Origin of the sequence: Aurantimonas sp. NFXS3, from assembly GCF_049132005.1 — a bacterium.
Taxonomy (GTDB): domain Bacteria; phylum Pseudomonadota; class Alphaproteobacteria; order Rhizobiales; family Rhizobiaceae; genus Aurantimonas; species Aurantimonas coralicida.
This window is the reverse complement of sequence record NZ_JAGDDZ010000006.1, coordinates 168,231-191,209: the sequence shown is the minus strand read 5'-3', so window position 1 is coordinate 191,209 and position 22,979 is coordinate 168,231. Positions and strand designations below refer to the sequence as shown.

Below are 22,979 nucleotides of genomic sequence, written 5' to 3'. Positions count from 1 at the left end.
GGAACCATCCTCACGCCGCTTCGTCTTTCTTGGCATAGGCACCGAAGACGCGTGCGAGTTGCCCCGCAGGCGCCTGGAGAACCCCAGCGATCCGAGTAGCCGGCGTATTGATCATGCCGACCAGCTTGGCCCTGAGTTCGTCCAGCGACGGCATGGTGGCCAAGGCCTTCACACCGTCTGCATCGAGTGTCGTGGCGCCCATCGAACCGCCGAGGATGACGAGCTTGTCGTTCCCCTTGGCGAAGTCGTTGGTCACCTTGGCCGCCGCCACCGTATCGCTCGAATAAGCGATCAGCGTCTGGCCCTCGAACAGATTCGAGATGCCTGCGGCGTCCGTGCCTTCAAGAGCGATCTTGGCGAGGCGGTTCTTCGCGACTCTGACGGTGCCTCCCGCGACGCGCATCTTCGAACGATAATCGTTCATCTGCGCGACCGTGAGACCGGCATAGTGGGCCACGACGACCGTTCCCGAGGCCTGGAAGGTCTCGTGAAGGGACGTGACGAATTCGCGCTTTTCCGCTCTGTCCACTGCCTCTCTCCAGTTAGCCCCGGTTCTTGCGAAACGAGGCCGGTTGCCTTTTGCCGCCCGGACCATCCGGGCGACGCTCGGAGATCCTGTCCCCCCGGCCAACCCGCAGCAGCTCCGTGGAACCGATGGGCGACGCAAGGCATTCAGAGGTTCGAACCGACCAGACCGGCGATGCCGGAAAACTCGGAACTTCCCCGTCTCATGAGGGCTATCTAACGATTATGACCGGAGCCGAAGCACCGGCCGCCCACAATCTCGGACAGGCATTCAGGAGGCTTTCAAAAGCCTCCACGTACCGGGACGAGCCCGGAACCTTGATAGGGAAGCGGCGGATATAGGGACGCCGCTTCCAATTTGTAAGGGTCAGGCCTGCGAGGCGCCGACGGTCGACGGATCGACCTTCACACCGGGGCCCATCGTCGACGTCACCGCGATGCGCTGGACATAGTTGCCCTTGGCGCCCGACGGCTTGGCCTTCTGGACCGCATCGGCGAAGGCGCGGATGTTCTCCACGATCGCCTTGCTGTCGAAGCTGGCCTTGCCAACGCCGGCATGCACGATGCCGGCCTTCTCGACGCGGAACTCGACGGCGCCGCCCTTCGAAGCCTTGACGGCCGCTGCGACGTCCGGGGTCACCGTGCCGACGCGCGGGTTCGGCATCAGGCCGCGGGGGCCGAGCACCTTACCGAGACGACCGACGAGGGCCATCATGTCCGGCGTGGCGATCGCACGGTCGAAGTCGATCGTGCCGCCCTGGACCTGCTCGACGAGGTCTTCCGCACCGACGATGTCGGCGCCGGCAGCCTTGGCTTCCTCGGCCTTGTCACCACGCGCGAAGACGGCGACGCGGACGGTCCGACCGGTGCCGTTCGGCAGGTTGACCACGCCGCGGACCATCTGGTCGGCGTGACGCGGGTCGACGCCGAGGTTCATCGCAACTTCGATGGTCTCGTCGAACTTGGTCTTGGTCCGGTCCTTGAGCATCTGCACAGCTTCGTCGAGGCCATACAGCTTGGTGCGCTCGATGCCCTCGCGGGCGCTACGGATTCGCTTGCCACTCTTTGCCATCGTCTCAGCCCGCCACTTCGAGGCCCATGGAGCGGGCAGAGCCCTCGACCATGAGAACCGCCGCATCAATGTCGTTCGCGTTCAGATCCTTGAACTTCTTCTCGGCGATCTCGCGAACCTGCTCGCGCGTCACCGAACCGGCGACACTGCGACCCGGCTCCTTGGAGCCGCTCTTGAGGTTGGCGGCCTTCTTGAGGAAGTAGCTCACCGGAGGGGTCTTCATCGCGAAGGTGAAGGACTTGTCCTGGTAGTAGGTAATGACCACCGGGATCGGCTGGCCCTTTTCCTGCTCCTGGGTCTGCGCGTTGAACGACTTGCAGAATTCCATGATGTTGATGCCGCGCTGACCCAGCGCCGGACCGATGGGCGGCGACGGCGTCGCCGAACCGGCCGGGACCTGAAGCTTCAGCTGGCCCTGTACTTTCTTAGCCATTTGTACCTGCCTTCAATGTTCACGCCGGGCGGCCGGCACGAAGCCAGCCGGACTTCCGGCAGTCTGCAGTCCGCGCGGTCCGGAACAGGGGCCGGCTAGAGCCCGAGCGCCTCCCGCACGAGGATGGGCTTGGCGCCCGTTCGGATCAGGCCTTCTCGACCTGACCGAATTCGAGATCCACCGGCGTCGCACGCCCGAAGATCGAAACTTCCACCTTGAGACGCGCGCGCTCCTGGTCGACTTCCTGAACGATGCCGTTGAACGAGGCGAAGGGGCCGTCGGAGACCCGCACCTGCTCGCCAATATCGAAGGAGACGGTCGGCTTCGGCCGCTCGACACCGTCCTGGACCTGCGCGAGGATCTGCTCGGCTTCCTTCTCGGTGATCGGGGTCGGCCGGTTCTCGGCGCCCAGGAAGCCGGTGACCTTCGGCGTGTTCTTGATCATCGAGAACACCTGGTCGGTGAGCTCGGCCTTGACCAGGACATAGCCGGGGAAGAACTTGCGCTCGGCATCGACCTTGCGGCCGCGGCGCACCTCGACGACCTTCTCGGTCGGCACGAGAATCTTCTCGAATTTATCGGACAGACCCTTCTGACGGGCCTGCTCCTCGATCGATTCTGCCACCTTCTTTTCGAAATTCGAATAGGCGTGGACGATGTACCAACGAGCGGTCATGAAACTGGTGATAACTCCTGCAGCGTCCGGATCAGACGCTCATGATCAGGCCGACGACGTAGCCGAGCAGCTGATCCGCGATAAAGAAGAAGGTCGCGGCGAACGCCACCATCACGAAAACCATGATCGTCGAAATGACGGTCTCGCGACGGGTGGGCCACGTCACCTTCGCGGTCTCCGACCGGACCTGCTGAAGAAAGCTGAAGGGATTGGTCTTGGCCATAAACCGCTCACGGCTAAGGCGCATGAAGGCTAGCGATCGCCCCACGCGCCATATGTCATTAAGAATGCCCCACTTAGCCGCCCTCGGAATGATTCACAAGGGCTGCCGGGGAAAACTCTCGTTCGCGTTGCTGGCAGGGGCAGTAGGGCTCGAACCTACGGCCTGCGGTTTTGGAGACCGCCGCTCTACCAACTGAGCTATACCCCTACGATGGCGCCCAGATATCGCCTCACGGCGCGAACTGCAACACCCTTTTTCGACGAAACGCTGCCCGGGGCGCCTAAACCGCGCTCACAGGACGCAGGACTAAACCGCCCTCACCCGCGAAACGGACAAGTCTGGCCATCGCGACCACTTGCCCGACACCAGCCCGTGATCGAGCCGCGCATCGTCGATATTCGAACGACTCAGCCGCGGCGTTCGTCACTTGCCTTCTGACGATCCCCTGGCCGCCTGCTCCGCCAGCTTCTGCTTGCGCGTCTTCGGCTTGAGCCCGCGCAGAAAAGTGTCGAGCCGTCCCTGCAGCCGCGTCAGCGACATCAGGCGGTCGATCGCCTGATTGGTGCCTTCGAGACGTTCCGACAGGACCTCTGAGGAGACGAGCGCGACATCGGCGGCCGTGACGCCCGGAATCCGCGTGGCGATTCGCGACCATTCGCCGGCACTGCCGCTGCCATCCATCGTCAGGCGGCCGGTGCGCACCAGGAGCCGGTTCACCATCTGCTCGAAGGTCCATTCATGGTCGTGGAACAGCTTCCAGCGCGTCGAGCGGCGCGCGGTGAAGCCGGCCAGCACGATGGGCAGTGCGGGACAGGCTTCGGCCAGCCAGAAGGCCAGCGCGAAACCGCTGGTCGGGACATGGGTGCCCGGATAGAAATCGGCAAAGACCGGCGCGAGGTCGAGGAAACCGACCGGCGCGTTCTCGAAGGATTCGGCCGGGCTGAAGGTTTCTGCGGCGCCGGCCTTCAGATTGGCGATGCCATGGAATTGCGGACCGCGCAGGAGCTGCAGCACGGTGCCGACTTCCCGGCGATAGACGATGTTGGCGCCCGCCTGGCTGCTGCGGGCGATCAGCAACGACGGCCGATCGAAGGGCGCGTCGAGAACCTTGAACACCTTGTTGAAGAAGACGAAGAGCGTGCCGTCGCCGTAGCGCGCCGTCAGCGCCGCGATATCGACCGCGTCGCTGTTGGCGACGAGGACGACGCGGGCGAAGCCGCCGAAGAACGCCGCCCAGCCGTCACGCGATTCGGGCAGCCCGCGCGCATCATTCGCCTGCGTCATGGCGGTCATGTCCCGCAGTCCCGCCGCAAGACCTCAGGCGCCGCGCTGCTGGACGAACAGCGTCCGCTCGCGCGCGGCAAACCATTCCTCGGCGTAGTCGTCGTTGCGGTAATCGTCGAAATACGGCCCGCCATCGGTGAAATGCACGTTCCGGGCATCGGGATTGTGGTCGTATTCATTGACCAGCCAGTTCCACTCCGCCGGCAGTTCGCCGATGTTCTCGTCGCCGTCGAGCCATTTGAACTGGTGCAGCTGCAGGCCGGTGGCGGTGTTGACGTAGTCCGGCGTCAGCGCCTGGCATTTGGCATTGTTGAACAGCATGACGCTCGACCAGTTCTTCTTCTCGTATTTGGTCTGCGTCTGGCCGAGGAACTTGGTCTCCACCTTGGGCTGGTAGTCGTGCTTGACGCACATGACCGAATGGCGATCGTCGCGCAGCGCCCAGAGCTCGGCGATGTCGGCGCGCATCAGCATGTCGCAGTCCATGAACAGGCTCCAGCCCGTGAAGCCGGACAGATACGGCACCAGGAAGCGCGAGAAGGAGAATTCCGTCGACTGCAGCGCGTTGCGCTCGCGCTGGAACACGCCTTCCAGGTTGGGCAGATAGAGCGGCGAGAACACCACGGGCACGGTCGCGCGCTCGAGAATGCTCTGGCACAGGACGTGATAGGCAATCACCTCCTTGGAATCGAACCCGATGAAGACCTGAACTGTCGGTTGCGTCACGAGGTCACCTTGCTGAATTGCTGAACGCTGGCGTCATACACCCGTGACCGGCAAAGGCCAACGCCGCGCGAGATCCGGGGCGGGTGTTGCATCGCGGCGCGCGTCAGGACGTCCACAGCCGCAAGCCGAGATCGGCCGCGAGTTCCGGCTCGCTTGTCGCGACGCGCGGATCGTCGCGCAGCATTTCGAGGGCGTAGCGATCCTCCGCGATCTGCATGCGCGGACGCGCCAGCGTGTCGTAGGAATGGCCGGTCCGGGCAAAGGAAAAACCCGACAGCACGATCTCCGGCACGCCGAGAAACAGGCCGTAGCAGAGCGCTGCAATTCCCGTCGAAGGTTTGCCCAGTTCGCCGATGTCGATCATTTCGTGGCCGATCATCGCCAGATTGACCGCTTCGCGGTCGTCGGGGTGCATCGACACCAGGGCGCCGATCCTGGCCTTGCGCTGGCGCAGCAGCTTCCAGTGCTGGCGCCATCTCGGCCGCGGACTGAACCACAGCATGGCCCCCGCCTCGAGGTCGGGGAAGACCGACCATGACTCGACCGGCCGCCGCACGCTCAGATCCGCCGGTCCCCAGCCGAAACGCTTCGCCGCGAGGCCTGAATTGTTGATGTCCACCCGCGCGTGGCTGGCGCGCAGGGCATCCGGCATGGCCGGGTCCGGGGCGCCGCCCAGGAGGACCCAGGGACGCTGCAGCAAGCCGAGGCGGTCCATCTGGGCGCGGTGCGCCTCGCGGATCGCCAAGAGGTGCGGCGTCAGCGCGGCGCCGGAGGGCGTGGCGCCGTTCACCGCCGTGCGGCGTATTCGGCGCGGATCGTCTCGGCAATCTCCAGCGACTGATCGGCGAATGTGTAGTTGTAGGGGGCCAGATCGCCGGCGAACGGCCGGGTCAGACACAGCGTCTCCTGCATATCCTCATGGAACCACTCGAATTTTTCCAGGCGCTCGCCCTGGATCGGCGCGAGATCGAGGCTGTAGACCGGCCGCCCCGATGTCAGCGCCTCGCAATGCATGGTCACCGTGTCCTTGCTGATCAGGAAGGCGTCGGCCGCGGCGAGATAGTCCCGATAGGGATTGTCGCCGGTCCGGTCCCACACGCGGATGTCCGGCTCGCCGACATGCAGCAGCGCGTCCAGCAGCGAGGGGTCGCTGCGGCGGGAAGTGGACACCAGGACCAGCCAGCCCTCCGCCACCAGATCGCGGGCGCTGGCGACCAGCCGGTCGATCGTCGGCGCATCGTAGTCATAGGCGCCGTTGGCCCCGCCCAGCAGCATCACCACGATCGGCCGGTCGTCGCCCTCGGCGAGCCAGCGGCCGCGCGCGGCCACGCGACGCTCGTCCAGCGCCGTCCGCTTGATGCGATGGGGCACGCCGATCATGCTGCGATAATCGGTGCCGTCCAGACGCGGGCTCTTCCAGTCGTGCCGGGACACGAAGGCAAGATCGTAGATGCCGCGCGACGGGGGGGCGGGCGGTTGCAGATGCACGGCAAACGGCCGTCCGCCGAAACGCTCGCGGATACGGGCCACGTGACGTTCGGCGAACCAGCCGCAGGAAATGACGATATCCGGTTCGGCTGCGCGGCTGCGCCAGTAGGGAGAGAACAATCCGCGCCGCCATTTCGGCAGCCGCTCCACCGTATGGACGATTGGCTCGTCTGTCAGATGCTCAGCCACGCCGACGCACTGGGTCAGCGTGCCGGCCTTCTCCTCGCTGACGGTCCATACTCGCAACTGGCGATCTCCTCGCAACACCTGCCGGTTTCTAGCGCGGATGGCGCTGCACGCAACAGTCGGCGCAATCGGACCGGCCTGCGACCGGCGCCATGCAGGGCCGCGTGGATCTCACCGGCCCTGCCCTCTCCGGCTCAGCCGCGAGCGCCTCCGGCACCGCAAACGCAAACGGGCCCCGCGAAGGGGCCCGTCAACTTCAGCATATCGGCGCGGCGCGGCGTTGCGCGCCTGCCGGCAGACTACTCGATGATCGAGGCGACGATGCCGGCGCCGACGGTGCGGCCGCCTTCGCGGATGGCGAAGCGCAGCTTGTCTTCCATCGCGATCGGCACGATCAGCGTCACGTCCATCGTCACGTTGTCGCCCGGCATCACCATCTCGGTGCCCTCGGGGAGCGTGCACACGCCGGTCACGTCCGTCGTGCGGAAGTAGAACTGCGGGCGGTAGTTGGTGAAGAACGGCGTATGACGGCCACCCTCTTCCTTCGTCAGGATGTAGGCCTCGGCCATGAAGCGCGTGTGCGGCTTCACCGAACCCGGCTTGCACAGAACCTGACCGCGCTCGACGCCTTCACGATCGACACCGCGAACCAGCGCGCCGATGTTGTCGCCGGCCTGGCCCTGGTCGAGCAGCTTGCGGAACATCTCGACGCCGGTCACCGTCGTCTTCTTGGTGTCGCGGATGCCGACGATCTCGACTTCCTCGCCGACCTTGACGATGCCGCGCTCGACGCGGCCGGTCACCACCGTGCCACGACCCGAGATCGAGAACACGTCCTCGATCGGCATCAGGAACGGCTGGTCGACCGGACGCTCCGGGGTCGGGATGTAGGCGTCGACTTCCTTCATCAGCTCACGCACCGCGTCCTCGCCGATCTCCTTGTTGGAGTCTTCGAGAGCGGCCAGCGCCGAACCCTTGATGATCGGAATGTCGTCGCCCGGGAAATCGTAGGACGACAGCAGCTCGCGAACCTCGAGCTCGACCAGCTCCAGGAGCTCGGCGTCGTCGACCTGGTCGACCTTGTTCAGGAACACCACGATCGCCGGCACGCCGACCTGGCGGGCCAGGAGGATGTGCTCGCGGGTCTGCGGCATCGGGCCGTCGGCGGCCGAGCACACCAGGATCGCGCCGTCCATCTGGGCGGCACCGGTGATCATGTTCTTCACGTAGTCGGCATGGCCCGGGCAGTCGACATGGGCGTAGTGACGGGCTTCCGTCTCGTACTCCACATGCGCCGTCGAGATCGTGATGCCGCGCGCCTTCTCTTCCGGCGCCGCGTCGATCATGTCGTACGCACGGTACTCGCCGAAGTACTTCGTGATCGCCGCCGTCAGCGACGTCTTGCCATGGTCAACGTGACCGATCGTGCCGATGTTCACATGCGGCTTGTTGCGCTCGAATTTGCTCTTGGCCATCGTCGGCTCCCAACTTAGCGGATGCGTGAGTCCGGGCGCGACATAACGAGTGCAGCGGCCAATGACAAGCGCTGCGAAAACGTGCCGGATACAAAGACGCCGCACGCGGGCGCGCACGGTTTGCTCAGCACAGCGGATGAGATCGGGAAATGCGGGAGGTCTGGAGCGGGTAGCGGGAATCGAACCCGCATATTCAGCTTGGAAGGCTGCTGCTCTACCATTGAGCTATACCCGCGCCTTCGCATCAGCGTTCGACCGGCAGTGGTGGAGGGAGTTGGATTTGAACCAACGTAGGCATAGCCAACGGATTTACAGTCCGTCCCCTTTAACCACTCGGGCACCCCTCCGGACTGCCGTCGAAGCATGCAGGCGCTTGGCCTGGCTGCTGGAAGCGTTCGGCGCGGGACCGAGCGTTTCCGAGCGGCCTTATGATGGCCTTGGCGCAATCTGTCAACGCCGAATGGCACTGGAAATCGCATCGAATTTCACCCGGCGCCGATCATCACCGCACGAAACCGGATGTCCGACCCGCTGCGTCCCCCGCGAAGCAAGGGAGCCCGCGCGGGGATCGCCGCTTTCTTCGCATCGCCGGGTGGGATAGAGAGGCCGCATGAGCGACGATACGCCTTCGGGCACCCCCAAGGACACCCATTACGCCACTCTCAGGCGTGCCCACCGCGACCGCAAGCGCGCCGATGGCGGCGCGGCGCCGGCGGGCGCCCCCAGGCGGCGGCCGCAACCGGGGCGTCCGGCGCCTGCCGGACGGGTCCGGCTTTACGGCATCCACACGGTCGCGGCCGCACTGAACAATCCCCGCCGCAAGCTCCACGCCCTCCTGGTGACGCGCAACGCCCTCGCCCGCCTCGAGATCGCCGAGGACGCGATTCGCTGCCCGGTCGAGATCGTCGAGCCGAAGCGCCTCGATGCCGAACTCGGCGGCGAGGCCGTGCATCAGGGCGTCATGCTGGAAACCGAGCCGCTGCCGGCGATCCGCCTGAGCGACCTCGGCACCGCCCGGCTGGTCATCGTCCTCGACCAGGTGACCGACCCGCACAATGTCGGCGCGATCCTGCGCTCGGCGACGGCCTTCGGCGCCGATGCGCTGGTGACCACGGCGCGGCACTCCCCGCAGGAGAGCGGCGTTCTGGCCAAGGCCGCGTCGGGTGCACTCGAACACGTCACCCAGATCGAGGTGGTCAATCTCGCCGATGCGCTCAGCGCGCTTTCGAAGCAGGGCTTTCGCACCATCGGCCTTGATTCGGACGGTCCGGAATCCTTCGAGGCGAGCCTTTCCGGCGAGCGCATCGCCATCGTTCTCGGCGCCGAGGGCAAGGGCCTGCGCCAGAAGACCCAGGCGACGGTCGATGCCCTCGCCCGGCTGGAAATGCCCGGCGCGATCCGCTCGCTCAACGTCTCCAACGCCGCCGCCATCGCGCTCTACGCAACACGGCGGCATCTCGGCTGAACGGACGTTCGACAGTCTGGATGAATGGTGCCGGATGAGGGGATTGAACCCCCGACCTTCGGTTTACAAAACCGCTGCTCTACCGCTGAGCTAATCCGGCGCGGCTGCGCCATAGCATATCGATCGGCGATTTGCAGCGGGATTTTCGGCCGCGTGCGGACCATGGCCGCGCTTGGCGTGCGGCTCCGGACGGGTTACGTCCTCAGGGGACCCGCGCGCCTCGCCGCCTCATGCCTTCAGAAGTGCCGATCCCGTCCATGCCACGTCTGCCCCAGTCCATCAGCTTCCTGGCCAGCGAGGCCGAACCCGCGCAGGAAGCGGCCCAGCGTCTGTCGGCGCTCTATGGCAACGACCGCCCGGAGACCGCCGAGATCATCGTCGCGCTGGGCGGCGACGGCTTCATGCTGCAGACGCTGCACCGGTTCATGAATACCGGCACCCCGATCTACGGGATGAACAAGGGCACGATCGGCTTCCTGATGAACGACTATCGCGAGACGGGTCTGCGCGAGCGTCTAGCCGAGGCGGTGGAAAACACCATCCATCCGCTGACGATGACCGCGACCGACGCCGAGGGCGAGACCCACAGGGCCCTGGCGATCAACGAGGTCGCCCTGTTCCGGCAGTCCTACCAGGCTGCCAAGCTGAGGATCACCATCGATGGTCAGGTGCGGCTGGAAGAGCTGGTCTGCGACGGCGTGATGGTGGCGACGCCGATCGGCTCGACGGCCTACAATCTGTCGGCCCAGGGGCCGATCATTCCGGTCGACGCGCCGCTCCTGGCGCTCACCCCGGTCAGCGCCTTCCGCCCCCGCCGCTGGCGCGGCGCGCTCCTGCCCAACCACCAGACGGTGGAGATCACAGTGCTGGAGCCGGAGAAGCGCCCGGTCAACGCGGTGGCCGATGCGACGGAAGTCAAATCGGTCCGGCACATCACCATCTGCGAATCGATGGACGACACCGGCCTGATCCTGTTCGATTCGGATCATTCCTGGGACGAGCGCATCCTGGCCGAGCAGTTCCGCTACTGACGCATCGGCGCTGATTCTCGCTTGCAGCCTATGCGGCGAGCTGGCGGGCGTGCTGGCGCGCCGCCTCGCGGCTGGTTTCGCCGGCAAGGCGATGCAGGAAGCGCATGATCTCGTCGAAGCCCGAATCGCCCTGCGTCGCCGTGAACGACCCGGCGACCCGCTGCATGACCAGCTGCGGCACGTCCTCGACCGCCACGGACAGGCGTCCGGTCGCAAGTTCACGCCACACCGAAACGGCGCAGCGAAACAGCGGGGCCGAGGCGACGGGAAGCCCGGCCGCCGTCATCAGCGTGCGGAAGGCGCTCTGGCGGCCATCGGCGAGAATCGTGCGCACGCGGCGGTCGGACATGGCCGAGAGCCGCACGAGCGCGGCCGCAAAGAGATCGATATTGCCGGTGCAGACGGTGCGCAGCAGGAAGGCGACGTTGAGCTGGCCGCTGGCCCGCAGATGCTCGACCAGCGCCGGCACTTCGGCCTCGCCGATATTGTCGGCCAGGAGCGCCGTCGCCCGTTCGCAGGCCTCGAAGGCCAGCCGGTCGGCGCGGTCGCCGCCGACGAGGTTGCGCAGCATGGGCAGTTCCGCCAGCGCCTGGCCGGTCCGCAGGATCAGGGTCTGGCGCACGGTGGACGGCAGGTCGTCCCGCGCCATCAGCGCGCCGCGCAGCGCGGCGACGTCGCCATGCCGCTCGGAGAGCCGGCGGTAGCTGATGCTGGCGATCCCGGCGCCCGGATTGCCGAGCAGCGTAATGCATGTATCGGATTCGGCCAGTTCCGCCAGGGCCGCCGCCACCCGAGCCGAGACAAGGCGGCGCGCAGCAATGGCGCCCCGCAAGGCCTCGGAGCCGGTGGCGACGAGGTCGATCAGGTCGTCGTCGGAGAGTGCCGGCGAGCGGCCGGCGACGATGCAGGCGATGCTGTCATTGTCCTCGCAGAGGGCGCGCAGGACGGCGCGCGGCGCCCCGCGCCCGTCGGCCAGTTCCAGCGCCATTGCCTGGCGCACCTTCGGCGACGGATCGTCGAGCATGAGCATCAGGGCCGCGTCGGCGCCCGGCCGCTCCTCGGCGGTGATGCGTCCGTCGAGCAGCGCGCGCGAGAGGATTGCGGCGCCTTCGGCCCGCTGCGTGCTGGTCGCCGTCTCACACCATTTGACGAACCGCTGAACGATCATGGAACTGGCGACCTCTGCTGCGCACCCGACTGTTGAAAGCGAGTGTGTCAGGCAAAGGTTTAGGCTTCGTTCACCATATCGATCGACGAAGCATCAACCATGTTGGCAGGTCGCCGCCCCTGCGACAGGTCCGTCGCAGGGGCGCGTTTCAGGCGGCGACGTCAGCTGTCGCTGGCATCCTCGAGCGTCGGCCGGCGCATCTGGAACACCTCGTCCGCGACGGCGTAGTCGAGATAGCCGAGCCGCGACAGCGGACGGGCGAGACCCATGTCCAGCATGCCGTTTCGCAGCACCGATTCGGCGATGTGAATGCCGACGACCTGCCCGATGACCATCACCCAGTCCGACGGCTTGCCGTCGACGTCGACCGGCTGGAACGACTGGGTGACCTTGCATTCGAGGGCTGCCGGGCTCTCGGCGACGCGCGGCGCGGCCACGAGGCGGCAGGGCGCCTCGGTCAGGCCGGCCAGCTCGAACTCGCTGCGACCGCGCGGTGCCGGCGCCGAGGTGCGGTTCACCGCCTCGGCCAAATCGCCGGTCGCCATGTTGGCGACGAACTCGCCGCTCTCGATGGCAAGGTTCGCCGAATCCTTGAAGCCGGCCGAGGCGAACATCACCAGCTTGGGATGGTCGCTGACCGCGTTGAAGAAGCTGTAGGGCGCGAGATTGACCGCGCCGTCCTTCGCGCGCGTCGAAATCCAGCCGATGGGCCGCGGGGCGACGATCGCCTTGAAGGGATCATGCGGCAGTCCGTGATCGCCGCGCTCGGGTTCGTAGAACAGCATCAGCCCGCCTCCCTCGCCCGTGCCTCGGTGACGATGTCGGCGAGGTCGGGCCGCGGCCGTTCCGTCGGCGCCTCCTGCGGGGTGCCGACATGCACGAAGCCGACGACCTTCTCGTCCGCCGGGATGCCGAGAAGCGCCTTGGCGTCCTCGTCATAGGCGATCCATTCGGTCACCCAGTTGGCGCCGTAGCCATGCGCATGCACCGCGGTGACAAGGTTCATCGCGACCGCACCAGCGGACAGGACCTGCTCCCACACCGGGATCTTCACATGCTCGCGGGCCCTCGACACGATTCCAATGACGAGCGGGCTGCGGCTGAGCCGGGTCGATTCGGCGCGCTGGCGCGCCTCGCTCAGCGGTGCGCCCTCGCGCGCCTCGGCCAGTTCGGTGAGCGCCTTGCCCAGGTCGATCGCCGCGTCGCCGCGGTAGAGGATGAAACGCCACGGCGCCAGTTTGCCGTGATCGGGAACGCGCGACGCGATCTGCAGGATCTGGTCGAGCTCGGCCCCTTCGGGAGCCGGCGCTGCGAGCAGCGGAATCGGGATCGAGCGCCGGGTGGCGAGGAATGTCGTCGTGTCGGTCAAGGCAGCGTCCTTACGTGATGGCGCGTTCCAGCTAGCCCCTGGCGGCCGCCAGATCAAACCGGCCGCGCCGCGCGAAACGGCGGATCGGCGCGGCGAATTCGCCGTGGCATGAGCATTCGCCTTGAATTCGTCCATCATCTGGGGTCATGAGAGACGGGGTTTATGAAAGCAGGGGTCTGGTTCGTGGCGGTCGATGCCCGTCTTGTGGCGATCATCAGTTCGATAGTGGTCGCGACGAGTCCGGGGCTGGCGCAGGATATCCCGATTCCGTCGCTGCTCGATCGCGGGGGCGGCCTGTTCGGCGGCGAGCCGCGCAAGCCGGGCGCCTATGTCTCCCCTTCCGCCAGCGAATTGCTGCCCAATGCCGCCGATGTGGGGGCAGCGCCGACCCGCGGCCTGCAGCGCTTCGACCCGATCGCCCTGCCCGTCGCACCCGGCATTCCGAAGGCGCCGAAGATCGAGCTTCCGGGTCTGCCCGCCTACGCGCCGCAGAACATGCCCAGCCAGGACATCATCCGTTCGCGCGCGACGCTGACCCTGAAGGCGCGGCTGACCGAGGATGGCGAGCCGATCCCCAACGGGCTGGTCTGGCGGCTGTTCTCGGCCATTCCGGCCATCGACGGACGCGCGACGCTGATCGCCTCGTCCGAGAGCAGCGAAGCCAATTTCGAGGTGCCGGCGGGCTCGTACATCCTGCATGTCGGCTTCGGCCGCGCCGGGGTCGTGAAGCGGATCGACTTCACCGGCGTGAAGACGCAGGAGACCATCACGCTGAATGCCGGCGGCCTGCGGCTGGACGCCATGGTCGGCGACGGCCAGACGATCGAGCCGGCCCGCCTCTCCTTCGACGTCTACAGCGACGCCGAGAACGAAAGCGACCGCGACCTGATCGCCAGCGACGTGCCGCCCAACAAGGTGCTGCGGCTGAATGCCGGCACCTACCACATCGTGTCCAGCTACGGCTCGGTGAACGCCTCGGTGCGGGCCGACATCCGGGTCGAGCCGGGCAAGGTCACCGACGCGACCCTGCAGCACCGCGCTGCCCTCTTGACGATGAAGCTGGTGCGCGAGCCCGGCGGCGAGGCGATTGCCGACACGGCATGGTCGGTGACCACGGCCTCGGGCGATCCGGTGCGCGAAAGCGTCGGCGCGTTTCCGTCGATGGTGCTGGCGTCCGGCGACTACGTCATCGTCGCCCGCAACAACGACAAGGTCTACCAGCGGGCCTTCGCGGTGGAGCCCGGCCAGAACACCGACGTGGAAGTGCTGACGTCGGATCTCGCGGAGACGCCGGACCCGCTTGCCGGATCGGGCGACTAGCCCCGCGCGATCATCCCCTTCGTCCGGCAGTCCGGATCAGGCGGCGATCGGTTCAAGTTCGGACTGGGGCTGGACCGCCGGTCGCGCGAGGCTGAACACGGCCTGGCGCAGGCGCTCGGTCAAGAGCCGGCGGTCGCCGATGGCAGACAATTCCCCGGATGTGATCAACGGCCCGATGCTGAGGTCGATGGACCGGCCGTATCTGCGCCGGAACTCGCCGATCAGCAGCCCGACGCGAAGCGTCATCGACCAGCGGCTGACGAGATGGAACAGCGGCCCGTTCTGGCCGTGGACATGGATCGGCAGGACGGCGGCGCCGCCAGTCCGGATCAGCCGCGCCGTGAACTGCTTCCAGGGCAGATCGGCTGCCTCGCCGAAGATCTTCGGCGCCGTGGCCACGCCGCCGGCCGGAAAGACGACGATGGTCGCGCCCTCGGCCAGGAGCCGCATCGCCTCCACCCGGGTCGCCAGGTTGGCCGCCATCGCCTCGCGCGTCTCCTCGAAGGACACCGGCAGCCCATAGGCCGCCATCTCCGGGATCTTCATTAGGTCGGCATTGATGAGGATGCGGAATGGCCGGCCGAGCTGTTCGGCCAGGGCCAGGAGCGCGACGCCGTCGCCGATCCCGAAGGGATGGTTGGCGACCATCACCAGACGCTCGGGCAGTGTCGCCGGGTCCGGCAGGCGGCCTTCGATCCGCAGGCTGATCCGCATCAGATCGAGCATCATGCCGAAGGCCGGCACGTCGCCGGATGCGAGGTGGCGCTGCCAGACCGCATAGAGCCCGGCGAGCCGGCGGCGGCCGGAGAGCTCTTCCATTGAGCGGATGGCGAGGCGCCGGACGAGCGTGTCCGAGGGACGGGCGTAGGTCAGATGGGTCGTGGTTCGCATCGGCCGGCCATGAACGGTTTCCCCGTCCCTAGCCGACGACCGATGACAGGCCGATGACGAAAACGGGCCCCGGATCGGCTCCGGGGCCCGTCAGATGTTCGTCTCAGGCGACCTTGCGGCGCGCCTCCTGGCGACGCTTCAGGTCCGGCGGCACGGCCTCGTCGGCGAGCGCCGCGACCGCATCGTCCAGCGCCATCGGCGTCTGTTCGCGGGCGCCCAGACGGCGGATGTTGACGGTCCGCTCCTCGGCCTCGCGCTTGCCGCAGACCATGATCACCGGGACCTTGGCCATGGAATGCTCGCGGACCTTGTAGTTGATCTTCTCGTTGCGAAGATCGGTCTCGACCTGCAGTCCGGCCTGGCGCAGTTCCTCGGCGACCTGCAGCGCATAGTCGTCGGCCTCGGAGGTGATCGTCGCCACGACGACCTGCAGCGGCGACAGCCACAGCGGCAGATGGCCGGCGCAGTTCTCGATCAGGATGCCGATGAAGCGCTCGACCGAGCCCAGCATCGCGCGATGCAGCATCACCGGCGTCTTCTTCTCCGAATCGCGGTCGATGTAGAACGCCCCGAAGCGGCCCGGCAGGTTGAAGTCCACCTGGTTGGTGCCGACCTGCCATTGCCGGCCGATCGCGTCGCGCAGGGTGTACTCGTATTTCGGGCCGTAGAACGCCCCATCGCCCTCGGCGACCGCCGTGGTGATGCGGCCCGCACCCTGCTCCTCGATGATGGCGAGAACGTCGCGCATCGAGGCTTCCGCCTTGTCCCACAATTCGTCGGACCCGACGCGCTTCTCGGGCCGCGTGGACAGCTTCACCAGCACGTCCTCGAAGCCGAAATCGCGATAGATCGACAGGATCAGATCGTTGATCTTCAGACTCTCGGCGGTGATCTGCTCCTCGGTGCAGAAGACGTGGGCGTCATCCTGCGTGAAGGCGCGCACGCGCATCAGTCCGTGCAGCGCGCCGGACGGCTCGTAGCGATGCACGGCGCCGAACTCGGCGATCTTCAGCGGCAGGTCGCGATAGCTCTTCAGCCCGTGCTTGAAGATCTGCACGTGCCCCGGGCAGTTCATCGGCTTCAGCGCGAAGACCCGCTCGTCCTCCGTCTCGGTGACGAACATGTCCTCGTGATATTTTTCCCAGTGCCCGGAGGTCTCCCAGAGTGAGCGCTCGAGGAGCTGCGGCGCGTTCACTTCCTGATAGCCCTCGGCCTCCTGGCGCCGGCGCACATAGGAGACGAGCGTCTGGTAGAGACGCCAGCCCTTGGGATGCCAGAACACCGTGCCCGGTGCGTCCTCCTGGAAATGGAACAGGTCCATCTCGCGGCCGAGCCGCCGGTGGTCGCGCTTCTCGGCCTCTTCCAACATATGGAGATAGGCCGCGAGCTGCTCCTTGGTGGCCCAGGCGGTGCCGTAGATGCGCGTCAGCATCGGATTGTTGGAATCGCCGCGCCAGTAGGCGCCGGCCACCTTCATCAGCTTGAAGGCGTCGCCGATCTGGCCGGTCGCCGCCATGTGCGGTCCGCGGCAGAGGTCGAACCAGTCGCCCTGGCTGTAGATCTTCAGGTCCTGGCCCTCGGGAATCGCGTCGACGAGCTCGACCTTGTAGGCCTCGCCCTTCTCGGCGAAGACCGCCTTCGCCTTGTCGCGCGACCAGACCTCCTTGGTGAAGGGCGCGTTGCGGCGGATGATCTCGGTCATCTTCTTCTCGATGACCGGCAGGTCGTCCGGCGTGAACGGCGTGTCGCGGGCGAAATCGTAGAAGAAGCCGTTCTCGATCACCGGGCCGATCGTGACCTGGGTGCCCGGCCACAATTCCTGCACCGCCTCGGCCATGACGTGCGCCGCATCGTGGCGGATCAGCTCCAGCGCCCGGGGGTCGTCGCGGGTGATGATCTCGATCGCCCCGGCACGACCGACCGGGTCGGCGAGGTCGCGGACCTCGCCGTCGAGCGCATAGGCGACGGATTTCTTGAGAAGCGATTTGGAGATGCCGCCCGCGATGTCACGGCCGCTCGTGTCGGCCTCGTATTCGCGCACGGATCCATCGGGGAAGGTCAGGGAAACGGCATTCGCCATCATGTATCTCTTTCGTTCCAGTCCCGCCTACGATCGCGGGTGGTTGCTGTGACCGGCAACGGCCGGCCGAACGGTGGCAGTCGGGTACGATTGCTCAAGGGGTTCGGGCGGGATATATTTGGATGCGGCGTTCCGATGCAAGGGAGCCAGTTCGATGAACATCGAAATCCTGCAGCCGAAGCCTTTCGATCTTGTCGGAAGCCGGATCCTGATCGCCGGTAATGCGGTCGGTTTCGAAGGGCATCTGTCGATCCTCATCGGCGAAGGCCATGACGAGGTCTCCGCCTCCGCCACGGCGGGCTCGACATCGATCCGCCAGTTCCAGGCGGCGGTGGACATTCCCGACGGCACCGCCTTCACGCTCAACCGGCTGTTCGTGACCGTCTCCGACGACAGCGGCGGCGGCGACGGGGTGCCTCCCCCGACCGTGACGGTACCGGTTCTCTACGGCCCGCTGATCCTGCCAGGCTTTTCCGGCTACTGGCTGCACCAGGTGGCCGCCGGCGACACGCTGTCGAAGCTGGCGCTGCGCTATTTCGACGACGCCACCAAGTTTCCGATCATCCATCAGGCGAACCAGCACATCGTCGCCAATCCAAGCCTGATCTTTCCCGGCCAGGTGCTGCGGATACCACGCGCCTTCTGAGCGCCGGCCAGGCTGCGCGGGCCGCTAGTGCGGAGTGCGCTCAGCCGGGCGGCCCAGCCGCAGCAATCGCCACGGCGCCCACCAGCGGTGCCGTGCCGGCAAGGCGCTGGGAACATTGTCGATGCCGCTGGTGCCGAACGGGCCACAGCGGCCGACGCGAAAGACGGACAACCAGCCGCCGCTCCACAGGCCGTGGCGCGCCACGGCCTCATAGGCGTATTCCGAACAGGTCGGCAGGTGCCGGCAATGGCTGCCGATCAGCGGCGACAGGGTCAGCTGGTAGAGGCGCACGAGACCGAGGCCGAGATACCGGCCGGGCGTTGCCCGCCACGGGCCGGAATAGTTGCGTCCGGCTGCAATGCCGGCGTCGGCGGCATGGCGGGGATGGGCATCGTCGGTGCGGTGGTCGCACATGGGCCTAGCGCCACGCCCTGACTGACGGCACGACCCGGCCACTCAGGGTCACGCCGCGGCGCTCTTGTCCCGTGCGGCGATCTTGTCCAGCGCGTCGACCACGGCGTCGAAGGTCAGCATGGTCGAGGCGTGGCGCGCCTTGTACTCGCGCACCGGCTCCAGATATTTCAGATCGGCGAAACGGCCTTCCGGCGGCGTGCCGTTCTCCTTGAGCATCCGCCGCATGGTCTCGCGAGTGGCGCGCAGTTCTTCCGGCGTCGCCCCGACGACGTGGCTGGCCATCACCGAGGACGAGGCCTGGCCAAGGGCGCAGGCCTTCACCTCGTGGGCGAAGTCGGCGACGACACCGTCGGCAAGTTTCAGGTCGATCGTCACGGTCGAGCCACACAGCTTGGAATGCGCCGTGGCGCTGGCATCGGGAGCCTCCAGCCGCCCGATGCGGGGGATGTTGCCGGCCAGTTCCAGTATCCGCGCGTTGTAGACGTCGTCGATCACATGCACACCAATCCATCGCGCAAATGCCGATGGCCCTGTCATTTCGTTCGGTCGGAAATTATATAGGACGCGTGGCACCGGTTCGAAAGTCGCCGTCAGGTCGGCTTCGACATGAAGCGGCCCCTGGCGGCCACCGAAGATAGAGATGAGCGTGACGAAGATTTCGATTGCGGGCCGGGCCGGCCATCCGGCCAAGAATCCCGACCATCATTCGCAGTGGATCGCAGCGCGCATTCCCACGGCACCGGAGCGCAACGACATGGAATCCGTCGTCAAGAAATTCCCCGAAGCAGCCGACGAGCGCGCGGACGACCGGCCGAGCCGGGCCGAGGCCGAGGCTGCCGTCAAGACGCTGCTGCGCTGGATCGGCGAGGATCCGTCGCGCGAGGGCCTGTTGGAGACCCCTGCCCGCGTGGTGAAGGCGTATGAGGAACTCTTCGGCGGCTACAGGCTCGAAGCCGGCGACGTTCTCGGCCGCACGTTCCAGGACGTCTCGGGCTATGACGACATGGTCCTCGTCCGCGACATCGACTTCCACTCCCATTGCGAGCACCACATGGTGCCGATCATCGGCAAGGCGCATGTCGCCTATGTGCCGGACGGTCGAGTGCTGGGCCTGTCGAAGATTGCCCGCGTTGTCGACATCTACGGTCGCCGTCTCCAGACGCAGGAATCCATGACCGCGCAGATCGCCTCGGCCATCGCCGGCATGCTGGTTCCCAAGGGCATCGCCGTGATGATCGAGGCCGAACACATGTGCATGTCCATGCGCGGCATCCGCTCCAAGGGCTCGATGACCATCACCTCTGCCTTCCAGGGCGTCTTCGCCGAGGACGGCGAGTTCAAGTCCCGCTTCCTCGCGCAGGCCAGCAGCCGCTCGTGACCGCCGACCTATCGCCTGCCCCGCTCTTCGCCGCTCCCTCCCCTGATCATCGCGAACAGGAAGAGGGCGTGGTCCTGCGCCCGCGTTTCGACGCCGCCGGGCTCGTGACCGCCGTCGTCACCGACGTGGCGTCCGGTGACCTCCTGATGGTTGCGCACATGAACGCCGAGGCGCTGGACCGGACGCTGGCCACGGGCATTGCCCATTACTGGTCGCGCTCGCGCAAGGCGTTGTGGAAGAAGGGCGAAACCTCGGGCGCCCTGCAGAGCGTTGCCGAGATCCGCATCGACTGCGACCAGGACGCGGTGTGGCTCAAGGTCGCCGTCGCCAGGCCCGAGGACACCTGCCACACGGGCCGCGACACCTGTTTCTACCGCCGCGTGGCCGCCGACGGTCGCACGCTCGACGCCTTGCCGGGCCGGGACTCCGACGCCAGTTGATCCTTAAGCAGTTGATCAAACTTTAGGCGCATCATGATCCATTGATCGTGATTGCCAGCCGGAGTGATGCGGATGCTCGATCGGGTTTTCAGCCGCCGGGAAGGACCGCCGATGGACGCCGCGCCGGTCCGGTCCGAGACCGCCAGGAAGCAGCCGGGCATCGCCCTGGCGCTGGGCGGCGGAGCGGCGCGCGGCTGGGCCCATATCGGCGTCCTGCGGGCCTTCGACGAAGCCGGCATTCCCATCTCGATGATCGCCGGCACCTCCATCGGCGCGCTCGTCGGCGGCTGCTACCTCGCCGGCAAGCTCGATGAGCTCGAAGCCTTCGCCCTGTCCCTGACACGCCGCGGCCTGATCCGTTTCCTCGACTTCCGTTTCGGGGCCGGCGGCCTGATCGGCGGCATGCGGCTCAGCCGGAAGCTGTCGGAGGCGCTCTCGGACCTGCGGATCGAGGATCTCGACCGGCCGCTGGTCTGCGTGGCGACCGAAGCGCGCAGCGGTCACGAAGTGTGGATCGATTCGGGCTCGCTGGTGCTGGCCATGCGCGCCTCCTATGCCCTGCCCGGCGTGTTCGAGCCGCTGGACTGCGGCGGGCGCAGCCTGATGGACGGCGCGCTGGTCAATCCGGTGCCGGTCAGTGTTTGCCGCGTCTACGAGGAACGCTTCGTGGTCGCCGTCAATTTGCACTACGATCTGTTCGGACGCGCGGCGGTGATGCGGCTGCGCGCCGACCCTGCGACCGCGGCGACGCAGGCCGCGGACCTGGCCGCCCGCACGGTGGACGCAGCGCCGCTCGACGATCTCGCCCAGCGGCGCGAGAAGCTCGGCATGGCGCGCTCGATGGTCGACGCCTTCAACATCATCCAGGACCGGATCTCGCGGGCCCGGCTCGCCGGCGACCCGCCGGACCTGTCGCTGCAGCCGCGCGTGCGCGACATCGGCCTGTCGGAATTCTTCCGCGCCCGGGAAGCCATCGATCACGGCTACGAGGCGACGATCAGCCGGATCGCCGAGATCCGGCGCATGACCGATATTTCGGCCGACGCCACACGCTAGGTCGACGCGTTCCCCGTTTCCGAGGCCCAGGCCGGGCCCCGGCGGTTCCGTTCAGCCGGCGGCGATATACTCGCGCATTTCCATGGCCTCGCGCTCGACCTCCTCGATCCGCTGCTTGACCACGTCGCCGATCGAGATGATGCCGACCAGACGATCATTCTCGCAGACCGGCAGGTGACGAAAGCGGCCGGTGGTCATCATCTCCATGGCCTGGTTCACCGTGGTCGCCTCGGTGCAGGTGCTCACCTGCGATGTCATCACTTCGCCGATGCTCTGGGAGATGGCACCGACGCCCGCGGTGCCGAGGACGCGGACCACGTCGCGTTCCGACACGATGCCGGCGACGCCGCCATCCTCGTTGGTCAGGACGATCGCACCGATGCGCCGGTTCGCCAGCACCTGCATCGTCTCCTCCAGAGTCGCCTCCGGCTTGAGGGTGACGACGTCGCGTCCCTTGGCTTCCAGTATGTGCCGCACGTTCATGGCTGTTTCTCCCGCTGACATGCCCATTCGTGATGGTGTGCCACCACGACGCAGACGGCAAGAGGCGCCGGTTCAGCGACGCAGCGGCCGGGACAGCGGATCGAACAACCGGAACAGCAGGAAACCGAAGGCGAAGCCGCCCAGATGCGCCTCCCAGGCGACGGCGCCGCCGCCCATTTCGCCGCCGACGCCGCTTCCGATGAGGAGATTGGTGCCGAAGAACACGGCGATGAAGATCAGCACCGTCCGGTTGCTCAGCGATTCGCCGATCGACACCAGCGGCCCGTTCGACCGGCCCGGTGCCAGCGACACCCTTCCGCCGAAGGCGAAGCGGCAGGCGCCGCCCATCAACGCCGACACGATGCCGGACGCCCCGATCACCGGTACAATCAGCGTCGGGTTCAGGAGGTAGAAGGCGGCCGCCCCGGCAATGGCGCCGCAGGTGCAGAAGGCCAGGAACCACGTCACCCCCACGCGCCGGGCGACCGGCGTGCCGAACGCCAGCAGCCAGACCGCGTTGGCGCCGAAATGCGTCCAGTCGCCGTGCAGGAAGGCGTAGCTCAGCGGCGACCAGAGATCGGCGCCGGGCGTGCGAAAGCCGCAGACCGGGTCGACGTCGCCGTAGCAACCGGGAATGAAAGCGAGATCGAGAAGCGCCTGGGCCGTGGCGACCGGACCGAGCAGATAGACCCGCACGCCGTGAACGAGCGCGAAGATCGCGATCAGGACGAGGATGATCCCCGGCACGTTGAAGGCCGGCGGATGGGAACGGCGGATATGGATATCGGCACCGGGCTCGCCGTGGTCTTCTGGTCTCATTGCTGTCGCTCCCCGTCGTCCGGTGTCGTTGCCGGTCTGGTGCCGCGCATCGGTCATGTCCTGCCGGCCGCACAGGGCCGCCCGCAGATGGTGCCGCCTCGCCTTATGCCAGTGCCCGCACCGGCGTCCCAGAACAAAAAAACCGCCCTGCGCGGCGCAGGGCGGTTTGAAATGCGGTTGCCGTGACTGGAGGGCCAGGAACCCGGTCGTACTGCTGTGTCAAAATCGGACTGGATATGTCCTGAACGTTGCTAGGCCGGTTCGCCGGCATCGGCAAACCGTTTCGTGCCGGACAGTTAATGGGGTGCAAATCCTCACGGTCGGTCTTACC

26 protein-coding genes and 4 tRNA genes are annotated in these 22,979 nt (G+C 66.7%); 7 read left to right on the top strand and 23 right to left on the bottom strand.

What is annotated here, in order from left to right; genetic code table 11:
• Positions 1-10 precede the first annotated feature (10 nt).
• From rplJ to J3367_RS17185, 13 genes are all read right to left on the bottom strand, one after another.
• Complete coding sequence (gene rplJ, locus J3367_RS17245) at positions 11-529, bottom strand: 50S ribosomal protein L10 (protein ID WP_024352399.1); 519 nt, start codon at positions 527-529, stop codon at positions 11-13.
• Between the two features lie 363 nt (positions 530-892).
• The gene (rplA, locus tag J3367_RS17240; protein WP_024352398.1) at positions 893-1,597 is read right to left on the bottom strand and encodes a 50S ribosomal protein L1; all 705 of its coding nucleotides are present in this window, start codon (positions 1,595-1,597) and stop codon (positions 893-895) included.
• Positions 1,598-1,601: 4 nt separating this feature from the next.
• Positions 1,602-2,030: a 50S ribosomal protein L11 gene (gene rplK / locus J3367_RS17235; RefSeq protein WP_009209742.1), complete on the bottom strand. Its 429-nt coding sequence runs from the start codon at positions 2,028-2,030 to the stop codon at positions 1,602-1,604.
• A gap of 145 nt (positions 2,031-2,175) precedes the next feature.
• Entirely contained in the window at positions 2,176-2,706 is a 531-nt protein-coding gene (gene nusG, locus J3367_RS17230) for a transcription termination/antitermination protein NusG (protein ID WP_009209743.1), read from the bottom strand.
• A gap of 31 nt (positions 2,707-2,737) precedes the next feature.
• Positions 2,738-2,929, bottom strand: coding sequence for a preprotein translocase subunit SecE (gene secE / locus J3367_RS17225; RefSeq protein WP_029703862.1), 192 nt, complete (start codon positions 2,927-2,929; stop codon positions 2,738-2,740).
• A gap of 131 nt (positions 2,930-3,060) precedes the next feature.
• A tRNA-Trp gene (locus J3367_RS17220) sits at positions 3,061-3,136 on the bottom strand.
• A gap of 216 nt (positions 3,137-3,352) precedes the next feature.
• On the bottom strand, positions 3,353-4,213 hold the full coding sequence (locus tag J3367_RS17215; protein ID WP_051141679.1) for a hypothetical protein: 861 nt from the start codon (positions 4,211-4,213) through the stop codon (positions 3,353-3,355).
• A 33-nt stretch (positions 4,214-4,246) separates the two neighbouring features.
• Positions 4,247-4,939 (bottom strand): glycosyl transferase, encoded by a 693-nt coding sequence (locus J3367_RS17210; RefSeq protein ID WP_024352396.1) that lies wholly within the window; start codon positions 4,937-4,939, stop codon positions 4,247-4,249.
• Between the two features lie 103 nt (positions 4,940-5,042).
• The gene (locus tag J3367_RS17205) at positions 5,043-5,729 is read right to left on the bottom strand and encodes a hypothetical protein (RefSeq protein WP_024352395.1); all 687 of its coding nucleotides are present in this window, start codon (positions 5,727-5,729) and stop codon (positions 5,043-5,045) included.
• Positions 5,726-6,673, bottom strand: coding sequence for an ELM1/GtrOC1 family putative glycosyltransferase (locus J3367_RS17200; RefSeq protein WP_024352394.1), 948 nt, complete (start codon positions 6,671-6,673; stop codon positions 5,726-5,728). The genes J3367_RS17205 and J3367_RS17200 overlap by 4 nt, the downstream gene beginning before the upstream one ends.
• Positions 6,674-6,912: 239 nt before the next feature.
• On the bottom strand, positions 6,913-8,088 hold the full coding sequence (gene tuf, locus J3367_RS17195) for an elongation factor Tu (RefSeq protein WP_060577032.1): 1,176 nt from the start codon (positions 8,086-8,088) through the stop codon (positions 6,913-6,915).
• Positions 8,089-8,249: 161 nt separating this feature from the next.
• Positions 8,250-8,323 (bottom strand) — tRNA-Gly (locus J3367_RS17190).
• Positions 8,324-8,350: 27 nt separating this feature from the next.
• A tRNA-Tyr gene (locus tag J3367_RS17185) sits at positions 8,351-8,435 on the bottom strand.
• A gap of 263 nt (positions 8,436-8,698) precedes the next feature.
• Between J3367_RS17185 and rlmB the strand changes: the two genes are divergently transcribed.
• The gene (rlmB, locus tag J3367_RS17180; RefSeq protein ID WP_024351209.1) at positions 8,699-9,553 is read left to right on the top strand and encodes a 23S rRNA (guanosine(2251)-2'-O)-methyltransferase RlmB; all 855 of its coding nucleotides are present in this window, start codon (positions 8,699-8,701) and stop codon (positions 9,551-9,553) included.
• A gap of 25 nt (positions 9,554-9,578) precedes the next feature.
• Here rlmB and J3367_RS17175 read toward each other — a convergent pair.
• A tRNA-Thr gene (locus J3367_RS17175) sits at positions 9,579-9,653 on the bottom strand.
• Positions 9,654-9,810: 157 nt separating this feature from the next.
• On the opposite strand from J3367_RS17175, the gene J3367_RS17170 reads away from it, so the two are divergent.
• A complete protein-coding gene (locus tag J3367_RS17170) occupies positions 9,811-10,584 on the top strand; it encodes an NAD kinase (RefSeq protein ID WP_024351208.1) in 774 nt (257 codons plus the stop codon).
• Positions 10,585-10,612: 28 nt separating this feature from the next.
• Here J3367_RS17170 and J3367_RS17165 read toward each other — a convergent pair whose 3' ends face one another.
• From J3367_RS17165 to J3367_RS17155, 3 genes are all read right to left on the bottom strand, one after another.
• Complete coding sequence (locus J3367_RS17165; RefSeq protein WP_024351207.1) at positions 10,613-11,752, bottom strand: DUF2336 domain-containing protein; 1,140 nt, start codon at positions 11,750-11,752, stop codon at positions 10,613-10,615.
• A gap of 161 nt (positions 11,753-11,913) precedes the next feature.
• Positions 11,914-12,534: a flavin reductase family protein gene (locus J3367_RS17160; RefSeq protein WP_024351206.1), complete on the bottom strand. Its 621-nt coding sequence runs from the start codon at positions 12,532-12,534 to the stop codon at positions 11,914-11,916.
• A gap of 2 nt (positions 12,535-12,536) precedes the next feature.
• Positions 12,537-13,121, bottom strand: a complete 585-nt coding sequence (locus J3367_RS17155) for a nitroreductase family protein (RefSeq protein ID WP_024351205.1) — start codon at positions 13,119-13,121, stop codon at positions 12,537-12,539.
• A gap of 162 nt (positions 13,122-13,283) precedes the next feature.
• On the opposite strand from J3367_RS17155, the gene J3367_RS17150 reads away from it, so the two are divergent.
• The gene (locus tag J3367_RS17150; protein ID WP_029703308.1) at positions 13,284-14,441 is read left to right on the top strand and encodes a hypothetical protein; all 1,158 of its coding nucleotides are present in this window, start codon (positions 13,284-13,286) and stop codon (positions 14,439-14,441) included.
• 36 nt (positions 14,442-14,477) lie between these two features.
• Here the strand turns inward: J3367_RS17150 and J3367_RS17145 are convergent, their stop codons facing one another.
• Both J3367_RS17145 and thrS read right to left on the bottom strand, forming a co-directional pair.
• Complete coding sequence (locus J3367_RS17145) at positions 14,478-15,332, bottom strand: 1-acyl-sn-glycerol-3-phosphate acyltransferase (RefSeq protein ID WP_024351203.1); 855 nt, start codon at positions 15,330-15,332, stop codon at positions 14,478-14,480.
• 103 nt (positions 15,333-15,435) lie between these two features.
• Positions 15,436-17,412, bottom strand: a complete 1,977-nt coding sequence (gene thrS / locus J3367_RS17140) for a threonine--tRNA ligase (protein WP_024351202.1) — start codon at positions 17,410-17,412, stop codon at positions 15,436-15,438.
• A gap of 154 nt (positions 17,413-17,566) precedes the next feature.
• On the opposite strand from thrS, the gene J3367_RS17135 reads away from it, so the two are divergent.
• Positions 17,567-18,058 (top strand): LysM peptidoglycan-binding domain-containing protein, encoded by a 492-nt coding sequence (locus J3367_RS17135; RefSeq protein ID WP_024351201.1) that lies wholly within the window; start codon positions 17,567-17,569, stop codon positions 18,056-18,058.
• 24 nt (positions 18,059-18,082) lie between these two features.
• Here J3367_RS17135 and yidD read toward each other — a convergent pair whose 3' ends face one another.
• On the bottom strand, positions 18,083-18,472 hold the full coding sequence (gene yidD / locus J3367_RS17130; protein WP_024351200.1) for a membrane protein insertion efficiency factor YidD: 390 nt from the start codon (positions 18,470-18,472) through the stop codon (positions 18,083-18,085).
• A 48-nt stretch (positions 18,473-18,520) separates the two neighbouring features.
• Positions 18,521-18,967, bottom strand: coding sequence for an iron-sulfur cluster assembly scaffold protein (locus tag J3367_RS17125; RefSeq protein ID WP_024351199.1), 447 nt, complete (start codon positions 18,965-18,967; stop codon positions 18,521-18,523).
• A gap of 259 nt (positions 18,968-19,226) precedes the next feature.
• On the opposite strand from J3367_RS17125, the gene folE reads away from it, so the two are divergent.
• The 3 genes from folE (at position 19,227) to J3367_RS17110 (ending at position 21,346) form a co-directional block, all read left to right on the top strand.
• On the top strand, positions 19,227-19,850 hold the full coding sequence (folE, locus tag J3367_RS17120) for a GTP cyclohydrolase I FolE (protein ID WP_024351198.1): 624 nt from the start codon (positions 19,227-19,229) through the stop codon (positions 19,848-19,850).
• Positions 19,847-20,290, top strand: a complete 444-nt coding sequence (hisI, locus tag J3367_RS17115) for a phosphoribosyl-AMP cyclohydrolase (RefSeq protein ID WP_029703307.1) — start codon at positions 19,847-19,849, stop codon at positions 20,288-20,290. The genes folE and hisI overlap by 4 nt, the downstream gene beginning before the upstream one ends.
• A gap of 72 nt (positions 20,291-20,362) precedes the next feature.
• Positions 20,363-21,346: a patatin-like phospholipase family protein gene (locus tag J3367_RS17110; RefSeq protein WP_024351196.1), complete on the top strand. Its 984-nt coding sequence runs from the start codon at positions 20,363-20,365 to the stop codon at positions 21,344-21,346.
• Between the two features lie 51 nt (positions 21,347-21,397).
• On the opposite strand, the gene J3367_RS17105 is transcribed toward J3367_RS17110, so the two are convergent.
• Positions 21,398-21,829 (bottom strand): CBS domain-containing protein, encoded by a 432-nt coding sequence (locus J3367_RS17105; protein ID WP_024351195.1) that lies wholly within the window; start codon positions 21,827-21,829, stop codon positions 21,398-21,400.
• Between the two features lie 72 nt (positions 21,830-21,901).
• Positions 21,902-22,648, bottom strand: a complete 747-nt coding sequence (locus J3367_RS17100) for a rhomboid family intramembrane serine protease (RefSeq protein ID WP_024351194.1) — start codon at positions 22,646-22,648, stop codon at positions 21,902-21,904.
• Positions 22,649-22,979 lie beyond the last annotated feature (331 nt).

Coding starts and splice junctions, on each gene's coding strand:
- J3367_RS17170 (WP_024351208.1), top strand. CDS start 9,811: ATGCCACGTCTGCCCCAGTCCATCAGCTTCCTGGCCAGCGAGGCCGAA.
- J3367_RS17105 (WP_024351195.1), bottom strand. CDS start 21,829: ATGAACGTGCGGCACATACTGGAAGCCAAGGGACGCGACGTCGTCACC.
- J3367_RS17165 (WP_024351207.1), bottom strand. CDS start 11,752: ATGATCGTTCAGCGGTTCGTCAAATGGTGTGAGACGGCGACCAGCACG.
- secE (WP_029703862.1), bottom strand. CDS start 2,929: ATGGCCAAGACCAATCCCTTCAGCTTTCTTCAGCAGGTCCGGTCGGAG.
- rplA (WP_024352398.1), bottom strand. CDS start 1,597: ATGGCAAAGAGTGGCAAGCGAATCCGTAGCGCCCGCGAGGGCATCGAG.
- J3367_RS17150 (WP_029703308.1), top strand. CDS start 13,284: ATGAAAGCAGGGGTCTGGTTCGTGGCGGTCGATGCCCGTCTTGTGGCG.
- J3367_RS17145 (WP_024351203.1), bottom strand. CDS start 15,332: ATGCGAACCACGACCCATCTGACCTACGCCCGTCCCTCGGACACGCTC.
- nusG (WP_009209743.1), bottom strand. CDS start 2,706: ATGACCGCTCGTTGGTACATCGTCCACGCCTATTCGAATTTCGAAAAG.
- J3367_RS17100 (WP_024351194.1), bottom strand. CDS start 22,648: ATGAGACCAGAAGACCACGGCGAGCCCGGTGCCGATATCCATATCCGC.
- rlmB (WP_024351209.1), top strand. CDS start 8,699: ATGAGCGACGATACGCCTTCGGGCACCCCCAAGGACACCCATTACGCC.
- J3367_RS17215 (WP_051141679.1), bottom strand. CDS start 4,213: ATGACGCAGGCGAATGATGCGCGCGGGCTGCCCGAATCGCGTGACGGC.
- tuf (WP_060577032.1), bottom strand. CDS start 8,088: ATGGCCAAGAGCAAATTCGAGCGCAACAAGCCGCATGTGAACATCGGC.
- folE (WP_024351198.1), top strand. CDS start 19,227: ATGGAATCCGTCGTCAAGAAATTCCCCGAAGCAGCCGACGAGCGCGCG.
- rplK (WP_009209742.1), bottom strand. CDS start 2,030: ATGGCTAAGAAAGTACAGGGCCAGCTGAAGCTTCAGGTCCCGGCCGGT.
- yidD (WP_024351200.1), bottom strand. CDS start 18,472: ATGTGCGACCACCGCACCGACGATGCCCATCCCCGCCATGCCGCCGAC.
- thrS (WP_024351202.1), bottom strand. CDS start 17,412: ATGGCGAATGCCGTTTCCCTGACCTTCCCCGATGGATCCGTGCGCGAA.
- J3367_RS17135 (WP_024351201.1), top strand. CDS start 17,567: ATGAACATCGAAATCCTGCAGCCGAAGCCTTTCGATCTTGTCGGAAGC.
- J3367_RS17110 (WP_024351196.1), top strand. CDS start 20,363: ATGCTCGATCGGGTTTTCAGCCGCCGGGAAGGACCGCCGATGGACGCC.